This window comes from Chroococcidiopsis sp. CCNUC1 (genome assembly GCF_023546805.1).
GTDB classification, from domain to species: Bacteria; Cyanobacteriota; Cyanobacteriia; order Cyanobacteriales; family Chroococcidiopsidaceae; genus Chroococcidiopsis; species Chroococcidiopsis thermalis.
Genome location: NZ_CP097480.1, coordinates 1,749,224 through 1,761,231, shown reverse-complemented (window position 1 = coordinate 1,761,231; position 12,008 = coordinate 1,749,224). Strand labels below are relative to the sequence as shown.

The 12,008-nt window shown below is 46.8% G+C and carries 11 protein-coding genes; 2 read left to right on the top strand and 9 right to left on the bottom strand.

Annotated features, from left to right (window positions below):
* The first annotated feature begins 259 nt into the window (after positions 1 to 259).
* A complete protein-coding gene (locus M5J74_RS08250) occupies positions 260 to 1,504 on the top strand; it encodes a sulfite oxidase (RefSeq protein WP_250016261.1) in 1,245 nt (414 codons plus the stop codon).
* Positions 1,505 to 1,552: 48 nt separating this feature from the next.
* On the opposite strand, the gene M5J74_RS08245 is transcribed toward M5J74_RS08250, so the two are convergent.
* The 7 genes from M5J74_RS08245 to M5J74_RS08215 form a co-directional block, all read right to left on the bottom strand.
* A complete protein-coding gene (locus M5J74_RS08245) occupies positions 1,553 to 2,734 on the bottom strand; it encodes a substrate-binding domain-containing protein (protein WP_015153654.1) in 1,182 nt (393 codons plus the stop codon).
* Between the two features lie 107 nt (positions 2,735 to 2,841).
* Positions 2,842 to 3,348 carry a hypothetical protein gene (locus M5J74_RS08240; protein ID WP_106547487.1) on the bottom strand — a complete coding sequence of 169 codons (507 nt, stop codon included), beginning with the start codon at positions 3,346 to 3,348 and terminating at the stop codon, positions 2,842 to 2,844.
* A gap of 194 nt (positions 3,349 to 3,542) precedes the next feature.
* Positions 3,543 to 4,700: a PstS family phosphate ABC transporter substrate-binding protein gene (locus tag M5J74_RS08235; RefSeq protein WP_015153652.1), complete on the bottom strand. Its 1,158-nt coding sequence runs from the start codon at positions 4,698 to 4,700 to the stop codon at positions 3,543 to 3,545.
* A 67-nt stretch (positions 4,701 to 4,767) separates the two neighbouring features.
* Positions 4,768 to 4,923 carry a hypothetical protein gene (locus M5J74_RS08230; RefSeq protein ID WP_250016260.1) on the bottom strand — a complete coding sequence of 52 codons (156 nt, stop codon included), beginning with the start codon at positions 4,921 to 4,923 and terminating at the stop codon, positions 4,768 to 4,770.
* A gap of 47 nt (positions 4,924 to 4,970) precedes the next feature.
* Complete coding sequence (locus tag M5J74_RS08225; RefSeq protein WP_250016259.1) at positions 4,971 to 6,545, bottom strand: Nramp family divalent metal transporter; 1,575 nt, start codon at positions 6,543 to 6,545, stop codon at positions 4,971 to 4,973.
* Positions 6,546 to 6,574: 29 nt separating this feature from the next.
* Positions 6,575 to 6,796, bottom strand: coding sequence for a hypothetical protein (locus M5J74_RS08220; protein WP_250016258.1), 222 nt, complete (start codon positions 6,794 to 6,796; stop codon positions 6,575 to 6,577).
* Positions 6,780 to 9,044, bottom strand: coding sequence for a VWA domain-containing protein (locus M5J74_RS08215; protein ID WP_250016257.1), 2,265 nt, complete (start codon positions 9,042 to 9,044; stop codon positions 6,780 to 6,782). Before M5J74_RS08215 ends, M5J74_RS08220 begins: the two co-directional genes overlap by 17 nt.
* Before the next feature lie 304 nt (positions 9,045 to 9,348).
* Here M5J74_RS08215 and M5J74_RS08210 point away from each other — a divergent pair, with 304 nt between their 5' ends.
* The gene (locus M5J74_RS08210; protein ID WP_015153649.1) at positions 9,349 to 9,828 is read left to right on the top strand and encodes a hypothetical protein; all 480 of its coding nucleotides are present in this window, start codon (positions 9,349 to 9,351) and stop codon (positions 9,826 to 9,828) included.
* 48 nt (positions 9,829 to 9,876) lie between these two features.
* Here M5J74_RS08210 and M5J74_RS08205 read toward each other — a convergent pair whose 3' ends face one another.
* Positions 9,877 to 10,461: a hypothetical protein gene (locus M5J74_RS08205; protein ID WP_015153648.1), complete on the bottom strand. Its 585-nt coding sequence runs from the start codon at positions 10,459 to 10,461 to the stop codon at positions 9,877 to 9,879.
* Positions 10,462 to 10,807: 346 nt separating this feature from the next.
* On the bottom strand, positions 10,808 to 11,998 hold the full coding sequence (locus M5J74_RS08200) for a sensor histidine kinase (protein WP_250016256.1): 1,191 nt from the start codon (positions 11,996 to 11,998) through the stop codon (positions 10,808 to 10,810).
* Positions 11,999 to 12,008 lie beyond the last annotated feature (10 nt).

Genomic DNA, 12,008 nt, shown 5'->3' with positions numbered 1-12,008 from the left:
GTTTGGAATTACTATAGCCTTTTTCAATTCGATGAAATACAAGATATGTAGGGGCGCACAGCTGTGCGCCCTACGAATGTATCGCATCATAACGAGAATCGCTATACATTAAAACTAATTTGTTATCTAGCGAAATAGCTATATTTAAATGCCCAGTGTTTTTCAGAAGTTTCATTTGCCATCTTAACTGTTTGTTTACTTGAAAATTTCTCAATTAGCCCTAATATTGTTCTTATTTACTCGACTGGAGATATAAGGCATGAAGGAAAACGATCTGCTAGTCGAAAAAGTTTACCAGCAAGCTAGAGCCGATGAATTTATCTGGCAGAAAGCGAAAACTTTAGGTATGTCGCGCAAGAAATTCCTGCAATTTATGACTGTCGGTGCGGGAATAGCAATTGGTAGCGGTTTACCACGCTTACGGCTAGAAGAACCCGCTCTGGCTGCTGGGGAGGTAGTTAAATCAGTTCCTCCAGAACTTTTTTACGATTACAAAGGCATTCAACAAGAAATGCGTTGGGAAGCCATGTATGACCGAGGCTATCTCGTTCCCAACGAGCTATTCTACGTCCGCAACCACACGGCTACCCCCAAAATCGACCAGAAGACATGGCGCTTGCGGGTTGAAGGATCTGGGGTGTCTCGTCCGAGAGAGTTTACTTACGACGAACTCCTTTCTCTACCATCAGTCTCGGTGATTCGAGCGCTAGAGTGCGCTGGTAACGGTCGCAGCTTTTTTGAATCCGTCCAGGGGAAAAAAGCCGACGGAGCGCCGTGGAAACTGGGCGCGATCGGTGTAGCAGAATGGACGGGCGTACCTTTGCGGGAAGTTCTGCAACTCGCAGGAGTCAAACGCACCGCAAAAGACGTAATGCCAGAAGGGTTAGACGAAAAGAAAGTTCGTCGTCCGATGTCCCTGGCGAAGGCATTAGAGGAAGATACATTGCTCGTCTATGCGATGAACGGGCAAACTCTACCAGCAGACCACGGTTTCCCCATCCGTGCCTTCGTTCCAAGCTGGCTGGGTGCGGCTAGTATCAAATGGGTAGGGCGGATTGAAGTTTCAGAAAAACCTCTGTTTTCCACATGGAACACGGAAAGTTATGTCTTAATCGGCTCCGACTATCAACCCAATCCCCCTGCTAAAGGCACGATTATCACGGCGCAAAATATCAAAAGTGCTTTCGAGCTGGCTTGGGATGCCAAAATGCCCGCAGGAGAACATTTATTGCGAGGGCGTTCTTGGTCTGCTGGCAGTAAAATTGCCAAAGTTGAGGTCAGCCTTGATGGGGGCAAGACCTGGCAAGCGGCACGACTCCGAGAGCCTAACCTTGATGGAGCTTGGGTGAGATGGGATGTAGATTGGAATGCTCGTCCTGGCAAATATCAGCTTCAGGCAAAGGCTACAGATACTAAAGGCAATACCCAACCAGCTTCAGTACCTTTCAACGCTAAAGGCTATTTGTACAATGCGGTTGTCAGCCATCCCGTGACTGTGAGTTGAGGAGAGAATATTTGCAAGTCGCATGGCGACTTGCAAATGCATTTCAATTCAATGAATTGCTGCAAATCCAGCTTTTTCAACAATTTGCTGTCCTTCGTGGGAGAGTAACAAGTTGGTGTAAGCAACTCCTGCTTGTTCGTCGGGAGTGCGGTCGCGACGGATGACGATAAATAGACGGCGAGTAATGGGATAAGAACCATCGCGCAAGGCAGCAACATTGACGCGCTCGCCTGCAACAGGGGAGACGTAATCTTTAGAACTACCTCTAGCTATGCCCAACAGATGAATCGATCGCTGTCCGACAGCAATAGAAGCCGAACTGTAAGAGATTGCCCCAGGGGTAGCAGCAACTCTTCGCATGGCTGTGGTGTAGTCGCGCACGATCTTGACATTACGACCCAAATTGTTGACGCGATCGCTCAGCAATAATTTGAGCGAAGCGTGAACCTTGGGGTCTTGAGAAATAGGCGCGATCGCTCGATTGGGTCCCCCTAGCTGTTTCCAGTTAGTCACTTTGCCCAAGAAAATATCTTGAAGTTGTTTCACCGACAGTCCAGGTAAGGGAACGTTGCGGTGGGTAAAAAATACAATGCCATCAATTGCCACTGGCACTTGTTGCAGAGTAAAGTTACGTTCTTTAGCTTTGCGATACTCTGCATCTGACACGGAGCGACCATTTTGAGCAAAACTGAGTTCGCCATCAAGCAACATACCGATCCCGGTACTACAACCCGGCGGAACGTTAACAGGTGGTTCGGTATAGCGTAGATGGAAATTTGGACGCACTTTGGCAATACTAGAGTGCATTCCGTGGGCAGTCATAGCAGCAAAACAGGTTGCGCCGCCATAATTAAACACACCTGTAGGAACGTTAGGAACATCTTGCATCGACGCATAGGTTTGAATATCCGCTGTATTGGATGCTATTGCTGGAGGCTGTTTTCCTAGCGGTTGCTGTGTGGGCGTAACAACTGCACTTGGTTTATCTTTCAAAGTAGCAGTTGTATGACTTCTGTAGAACCAGTACATCCCACCCGTTCCCAACAATAACGCAATCAGCGGTATGACCGACCAGGGAAAAGCAGACGAGTTTTTAGTTTGAGAATTTTTGGCAGATTCGGGAAAACTGCGGTTAAGAGTGGAGTGGCAACGCTGACAGCGATCGGCGTTACTAGGATTATCATCGTAACCGCAGACACGGCAAATAATTTTAGTTTGATGAACTTTCATAAGAAAGGTGGTGCGTGGTGCGTGGCTAGTGGCTAGCAACTAGTGGCTGGATTCTTTTCTAGCCACCAGTCACTAGTCACTGATCGCTGATAACTGACAACTGACATCTAGTGGCGAATTCTTTCTCGTTCTCCCGATTCTAAACCGTTGGTGCTGCGTCGTTTGCGACCGAGTACGCTTAAGGAAATTAAGCGGTAGAGCAAAATTGTCCCTAAACCCCAAATGCCGTTGAGAATTAAGGCTGTAGCAATACCGTTGGGTTGCCAGCCACCACCGACAGGTTCGCCTCTTAGGGGCATGACAATAAACCAGTTAACAAGACTAGGTGCGATCGCGCCAAATAGCAGTGTTGTCCCCCAAATTCCCAACCCTTGTCGAAAAAAGGAAACGAATAAGACTAATACAATCCCCCAAACACCGCCCCAAAAAGCAAGAGACCAGACGCGAGGAATGCCGAACGGTTGTGTTGATTTGATCGCATAAGCTGTTAACTTAGCAGGTGCAAAACCAATACTATGTAACAACAATAGTGCTAATTGATGAAATAGTAAAACTGATAAAAATCCAGCCACAAAAGCGAGAATCAAACGAGGTAAAGGATGATTTTGCGACATAATGTAAAGCACCTAATTTTATTTGTGTAAATTTTATAGGGAGCAGGGAGCAGGGAGTAGGGAGCAGTGACCTGTTACCAGTGACCTGTTACCAGTAATTTCTCCTCAGCTCTCTTTGCCCCACACGCCACACGCCACACCCTATTTACTACTAGCCACCAGCCACAAGCCACTAGTCACTCACTCCTCACTCCTCACCGAATCGGTACATAACCCGCTCGATCGACGAGTTTTTGACCTTCTGTGGATAGCAGCAGGTTAGCGTAAGCTCTTCCAGCCACTTCATCTAAACTGCCATCCTCGCGATAAACTACGAAGATCCGGCGAATCAGTGGATAGGAACCATCAAGCAGGGCTTGCTGGTTCACCGTACCATCGGGAGCGGCTGCTGGAACGTAGTTACGAGATCGCCCCTTTGCCAAACTGAGTGGCTCAACTGTCTGTTGACCGACTACTAAAGCCTGAGCGCCGTAGCCGATGCCTCCCGGTATTGCAGCAACTTTGCGAATTGCACTAGTAGTATCGCGGACAATTTGTACATTTTTACCAAACCGCCGTTGGGAACTCGGCATTCCTTGCAACAGAAAACTCGTAGACGCTTTCGCATCGGGGTCTTGACTGACGGGAACAATTGGTAGATTCGATCCTCCCAGTTGTCGCCAATTCGTAATTTTGCCACTGTAAATCTCTTGGATTTGACCCAAGGATATACCAGATAACTTCACCCCAGGATGGCTGTAGAAGGCAATACCTCCTAGCGCTACGGGAACTTGTTTGAGGGTGTAACCGCGCGATCGCACTATATTGTATTCCGATTGCTGAATGGGTCGAAAGGACTCGGAGAAACTAATTTCTCCATTAGCCGTCATTTCAATGCCCTTGCCAGAGTCGGGCGGGACGTTGAGCGGATCGGTATAAAGCAGGCGAAATTTTGGATGGGCGCGGGTAATTTCACTTTGTATATTCTTGGCACGTAAGGCAGCTGAAGCCATAGCGCCGCCATAGAGGAAAACTCCTTCAGGAACATCAGGGACATCCCGCAAGGAGTTATAGAGCTGCCATTCTCTCGGGAAATCAGCTTGAGATGTTAGTGGTTGGGATGAGGGAGGCGTTGGCGGTTGACTGTTCCGCCAGAGAACAAATAACCCTAGTGTGACTAATAGCAGTCCTGCTAAAGGTATGACTGACCAAGGAATGCTATTACGCCTCGATAGAGAATCGCGATCGCCCCCATCAGCAGATTGACTACGGAGGCGAGAGTTACAATTCAAACAGTGGTTAGCTGTAAAAGGGTTATCGTCGTAACCGCATTGAGGACAGACAATCCGACGATTAGAACTGATTTGATTCATGAGGTTTCCCAATTTGTGAGGGATCGATCTTAATAGAGTAGACAACTACTTAGTTAAGAACGATACATTATCCTCCTTGGGTAAACTGTCCGATAATACTCGGTAAGGCTTGGCAGAAGAAAAAACCGAAAAACACGACTGAGAGTAAAACAATCGCCTCTCGCCATAGCGGCGATCGCAATTCGGCAGGGAGAAATTTGCGATTGACATAGAGAGCGTGCAAACCTAGAAAGACAAAATTTAAGCCAGCAATGTTCGCACTCAGGAGAATTAAGAAAAAGGGCTTGATCCCTGATAAGAGAATAAAAACTCCCCACAGAGTAAACAAAGAGAGGATGCTGTAGTAAACAAAACGAATATCTCCCCTCGCCAAGCGCGAATGTGGCTGCTGCCCGACCACACCATATCTGTCACCATACGCGCAAAAACATCAGTAATGCCAAGTTGGGTACTGTAGAGAATCCAAAAGCCTACCAACAGAGTAATAAACCACATAATGCTAGTGGTATCTTCCCGCGATAGGTATTGAGCTTGATAGACGGCGATCGCAAATTGGTTGTCAAAGCGAGTTCCAGGCGGAATAAACTGCAAAGTCAACAAGGCTGGCAGTCCCATTCCTAAGAAACATCCCAGCACCCACACACCATATTGGTCGGTAATGGCATACTTCCACCATTCACGCCAACGCTTCTTGTTTTCGGTGGTTAAGGGAAAGACTTTACCCGTGGGAGTCAGAGACATACGGCGACCGCCAATCAGTGCCGGAATGTATCCCACTACGCCTCCCATGCCCAATCCCTTATCGCGAAACCAGTTACTCAGCGTTCCATTTAAGACTCCTCCCGCACCAGCAAAAGCCGCAAAGCCTCCCACTTTCAGCCAATCAACATTAGGGGGAATCGTGCCGAAGCGGAGAAAACCCATTGCCGCTCGACCCCACGTCTCGGGTGCAGTAAAACCCAGGGCAATGACAATTAAGAACAGGAGGATTGCCCCAACAAAAAACCATTGCACGACTTCCATCGTCCGCTCAATTTTGGCTCCAAAAGCAACGATCGCCACTGTAGATAGGAACCAGAATAAACCAAATGCTTTAATCGTTTCTGCGTGTTCCGGTCCAGGAATATCGCCGACAAACATCGCAGTCAGAGCCGTAGCCGCCGAAGAAGCCCACCCAGGCCATCCTAGTTGCAAAAACGCCAGGACGGAATAAAAAATTGCCCAGAAGCGGGGTCCTGGTTTAGTCCGCATAAAACCTGTATAAATTGGTTCGCCCGTATACAGGGTGTAGCGGATAAACTCCATGTTCATGAGGACTTGGAGAATAATCGAAGTCGTGGCAATCCACAACATAAAACCACCGTACTGAGCCGTCACCGCTGGACCCAGCAGCCATTCGCCGCTACCAATCGAAGTCCCCAAGAGAATTGCTCCAGGTCCAATCAGAGCGATCGCATTATTAAAACTAAATGGCGGCGGTGCGGGGAGATCGGCAACTTCCCAGGGTGGAAGTTCGCCCGCCGAGATTTTAGAACGAGTGGCGATTGCCTCAGTTCCTCTTTCAGTTGCGGTTGGAGCGATCGCTCTATAGATAACCCCTGAGGTATCCACTACATTTGGCTCCGCCTCCTCCGAAGAGCGCCATCCTAAAATTCGCAATCCCAGATAAACTAAATAGCCGACAACGATCCCGGCAGCCAACCAGCCATACAAACCCAACCAGAAAGTGGCATCAGCCAGAATTTGTATTCCGTTGCGAACGAGCGTAATGATAAAACCCAGTACCAAGACTGCCGTAGCTACATATATGGCATACTTGGTAGCTGGGTCGCGTACTTTATCCATAAGCAGCCACAAATAGCTACACAATCCTCTTAATATATCTGGATTGCTAGCAGATAGAAGTTAAATCTAGTTAAAAGTGAGTGGAGAGAATTCGGAATTCGGAATTGGTGATTTGGTAATGGGTAATTGGTAGTTGGTAAAATTCTTCTTCCTTGTCCCCCTTCGCCCCCTAATCCCCACTCCCTTCGGTCGTGGGGAAGAGCGAGTTCCCCCTTGTCCCCTTGTCCCGACTCCCTAACCCCTAATCGCATTAATTGCACTTTTAGCAACACCAGCGATCGCGGAGTCAGTAGCTTTTGGTAGGTGGTAGTATTTTCCTCCCGCAGTTTGAGCTAGTTCTTTAGCAAAACCTGTAGAGATAAATTTATTTTCAGTATCGATGACTAACAGCTGTATTCCCAATCCGCGAATTCTAGCGGCGATTTCCAGTAGTTCTTTCTTGATATCGGGCTTTTCTCCCTCTGGTAAAGGTTCGCCTAGCGATCGCGCCAAAGGTATATTTCCTCGACCGTCGGTAATTGCCACAACGACCACTTGTCCGATATCTCCCGCCATTTGAGCATTCATACCCACCCGTACCGCTTGTGTTAAACCATGCGCTAGGGGCGAACCGCCACCACAAGGCAACAACTCCAATCGTTTACGCGCCAAAGCGATCGAACGGGTAGGAGGCAACAACACCTCTGCCTGTTCGCCACGAAACGGGATCAACGCCACTTGGTCGCGATTTTCATACGCTTCTGTCAAGAGCTGAAAAACTGCCCCCTTAGCTGATTGCATCCGATTCAACGCCATCGAGCCAGAAGCATCAACCACAAACACGATCAATGCTCCCGCTTTGCGGACGAGTCGCTTCGAGCGGATATCTCCCTGCTCGACAAAAACTCTTTTTTGTGGGTAATTGGTAATTGGTAATGGGTAATTGGTAGTTGGTAGTTGCTCCCTTGTCTCCCTTGTCTCCCTTGTCTCCCTTGTCTCCCTTGTCTCCCTTGTCTCCCTTGTCTCCCTTGTCTCCCTTGTCTCCCTTGTCTCCCTTGTCTCCCTTGTCTCCCTTGTCTCCCTTGTCTCCCTTGTCTCTACTCCCTGCACTCCCAGGCTCCCTGCTCCCTGCCTCTCCCGCCGTGCCTTCTGATAAGGTGCAGCTGCTCTTAACGTGGCATCTACTGCAATTCGTCGCACGGGACCTTTGGGTAACATCGGTTTGACGTATCGTCCCCGATCTTCGGAGAAAATTAAACTGCGACTGCCGGACTTCCCCCGCCGCTGTGCCATCTGTGCGAAATAAAGCACGCTGTCGTCGAGAATTACACCTTCGGCATCAAAGACAAATTCTTCAGGAATGTTGGGCGGTGTTTGCTCGTTTTCAGGTTCTTCCTGTTCGTCCTTCTCTTCCTGCTCCTCCTGTTCCTGGTTAGACTCATCTTCGGGTTCGTCTTGGTTTTGGGGTGGTGGAGGTGGTGGGGGTGGTGCTTCGGGTGGAGTTTGTACGACTGTTGCTCTCGGGACGATGACTAATTCTACGGCGCGACGAAGATCTTCGGCTGTAACTGTGGTTCTGCCTTCTAAAGCGGCGGCGGCTTTGGCGACTCGCACGGCGTAGAGTTCGGCGCGGTGTCCCTGGACTCTAGCGCGTACCGCTTCATCGACTAAATAGGCAATTTGCTCGTGGGTAATTTGTACGTCTTTGAGCCACTCTCGCGCCAAGATAATTTGAGTTTTGAGATTGTCGAGATCTTCGGCGTATTGCTGGAGAAACTGCTGCGGTGAGGTGGTGTAAGCGATCGCCTGTTCTACTGCTTGTACTCGTTCGTCTAGACCTAGCACGCCATCCGCAGAAAGAGCGATCGCGATGCGATCGAGCAGGTGTTCCCGTAACGCTCCTTCTTCTGGGTTATACGTAGCGATAAATAAAGGCTGACAGGGATGCCCAAAACTAATTCCTTCCCGTTCGATTTGGTTGCGTCCCTCGGTTAAAACCGTCAGCAGTTGGTTGCTAATACTGTCGTCGAGTAAGTTAATTTCATCGACATACAACACGCCACGATGGGCAAGTGCCAGCAGTCCTGGTTGAAATACGGTTTCTCCCTGTTTGACCGATTGTTCTACATCCACCGAACCTAAAAGTCGGTCTTCTGTCACGCCTAAAGGAATTTGTATGAATGGTGCGGGAATCACTTCTGTAGGGACGTTACCCTCTGTAGAGACGTTACCCTCTGTAGAGACGTTACATGTAACGTCTCTACTTAGTTCGTCGTCCCATTCTTCAGGGCGATTGGGATCGCAGTTACAAAAAGAACCTTTAACAACTTCAATCGGCGGTAAAAGGGTATGAATTGCCCGCGCCATGACTGATTTTGCCGTACCGCGACGACCTGCGATCGCGACTCCTCCCAAACCAGGATCGACGGCTGCTAGCAGCAGGGCTATTTTAATGGCTTCTTGTCCCACGACAGCAGTTAAGGGAAAACTGGTAACGGTTGCAGTAGACGACGCAGGCATGGTTTCAATCTTTGAGCTTCCAGCCTTCTAGCATATCAATTCTTTGTCCCTTACTGAAAATATGACAGTTGACAGTTAACGGTTCGGAGAGCGATCGCCCTTCTATTTGTCAGTCAAACGATATTCTCATAATTTCAATACTTTATAAAGCTTGCATAAACATGCGTGAAATCTCACAAGAATTAATTGATTTTTAATATTTTTTTGCCTGTCTTTGCGCATTCTTTACCTACAAAATGAATTCGCTCGGTAAACTATGTACGTATATACTTAATCCGCTAATCTAATAGGTAAAAATCATATTATGTGTATTGTATGTGGAGTTTTCTTTTCTGGCTTGACACTGTTTACACCCGTAACAGAAGTTCCAAATTCAGCTAACTCAAACGCTGCTAATCTCCCTAAAGTCCAATATCAACAAACTCAAAGCAAGTCATTGGCGAAACAGGCTCAAATTAAGCTATCTAATATGCTGAGTCGATTACCTGTTTCTGAAGAAACGCAAGTATTGCGAAAGGAACTTAAATCAATTCAAGTACAGTTAGAGCCAATTAAAGATGATGCTAAGGCTCAACAAATTATTGAAAAGGAATTAAGAACTGTATATCAGAGAATTTTAGAAAAACCAAGTTATCAGCAAGAGTTTAATGTATTTATGAAACTGCTAGAAGTCAAGTCCGATCAACAAGCTATTCATAACCTGAGTTTGAACTTGGCTCAAAATAACAGCGATCGCTCGACTCTATTTACAGGACAAAGCAAAAGCTGGGGTTGGATACAATAGCTGGTAGGGTGCGTTATCAACGCACCCCACGAATCTACTGTTACTTCCTTATAGCGCGCGACTGGCTGTCTCAACTACCGTGTCATAATCTACATAGGCTTCTACCAACGTGCCTGGTTTTACGGTGATATTTTTGCCTTTAATAAATACGCCAAATACGCTGACAAGTGCTGCCACAGCTACCATAGTTGCACCCCGACCTTTACCATTTTTCTCCACAGTCGATCGCAACGGAATTTTAGTACCATCCACTGCTTCAATTTCTTCCACAGTAAAGTTTAATTGTCCTTTTTTACCAAACATGCGAGCGCGTTTTGCTTCAGTAACTTTTCCAGTCGCTCGCGCTCCTTTTTTAATCAAAATTTCTTTGGTTGGTGAGAGGACATTTGTTGCTGCATAGTAAACAACAATATCTCCCTCTTGTGCTGTCTTTGAGCTAAGTTCTTCAGCTAGTTCTAATTGCAGTTTAGTTCCTGACGCTAATGTTAGCTTTTTCGCTACGAGCATTTGCGATCGCTCTAATTTTAGTTCTGAGTTTCGCAGTTTTAGTGGTTCCGAGCCTGCTGGAGCCAGCCAGATTGTTTGCAATAGTAAGACGAGTCCAAAAGATAAATAACGACGGTCAAGTTTCATTTTTCGAGTTCCTCATGCTTTTTTATAGCAACCTAGTCAATTAAAATATGCTCTATACTTAAGCGATTAGAGCATACTTTAATAGCTACACCCATAATTAAATAACGGTTCGCTTTAACTATGTAGCTTCATTTCTTCTGTAGTTACACTCAGAACGGCATAAATACTTTTGCCTATTTCTGCTAAGCGATCGCAATTATTAATTTAGAAAATTCTGAGAAAAATTGGCTCAACAATAGAAAGTTTTAGCAATTGTCTAATATTTCTTAATTAAGAATAATTAAAATAAGATGATTTTAGCTTAACAGTCAAAAATAATAAATTACAAATAGCCGATCGCGGAATATTATTTTGTTTTAACTTTGAGCGGAAAAGTCACTGTAAATGTCGAACCAACTCCAACCTCAGAGGCTAATTCAATCTTTCCCTGCAACAGCTTGACTAAGCGCGAAACGATCGCTAGCCCCAAACCCGTGCTGTTGGGTGTGGCGATCGTTCCGGCTTGAAAATAGGGTTCAAACACGCGCTGCTGTGCTTCTGGCGCAATTCCCACGCCTGTATCGGCAACTGCGATCGCCCATCGTTCGCGATCGATCGTCCAACATTTCACCAAAATCTTTCCATCTAGCGTGTAGCGAATCGCATTACTAATCAGATTCGTCACAATTTGCTGCAATCGTAACGAATCCGTGACAACTTCTTTTGGGGCTGAATCTAAATCGAGGCTCAATTTGAGTTCCTTGGCTTGTGCCGCAGGCTGCATCATAGCAACAAGATCGCTTGTTAGCTCGCGAATCTCGACTATTGCAGGCTGAAGTTGCATTTGCCCTGCTTCGTATCGCGAGATTTCTAAAGCATCGTTAATCAAGTGTAATAAATGCCTACCACCGCTTAACACCTGTTCGATATGTTCTATATTGGCGTAGCTATCTTTTACCTCAACTCTGTCTTTCCGCTGTAGGCGCAAAAATAAATCGGCATAGCCAATGATCGAAGTCAAAGGAGTTTTCAGTTCGTGGGCGAGATGAGAAAGGTTTTCGCGATTTGCCCGCACCAGCCGCGTTAATTCCTGATTGTTGAGTGTCAGTTGACTTTGTAGCTGTTGTAGTTCTGCCAATCGTTGCTCGGTGTAGCTTTTAAAGCAGCGGGCGATCGCTTCATCAATGACAGTATCAATTAACCGAAAAGCACGAATCACCTCTAACGCTGAGCTTGTCTGCAAGCTTGTCTCAATGGTAGAGAAGATAACATGACGCAGAATTCGATACTCTCGGGCAATTTCCCCAGCCTCAAATCCTTGTTCTGCCCTAATGACACCGTGTTCTAAACTCACCTCTACTAGTGTCTTCAAATCGCTATCTTGTGATTGAGAAAGCACTGTTGCCATCGCTTGAATTACGCGCGGTATGCTGTCTTGCAAAGACTTGTACGGCAGTTCGTTAGCTGTTTCAATTTGGTCATCTGCACGAATGGCAGCAATCCAGTCCTTCAAAATCGTATCGCTTCGTTCGAGCAGCAGTTGACTGAAATCTTGCATCACTTCAAGC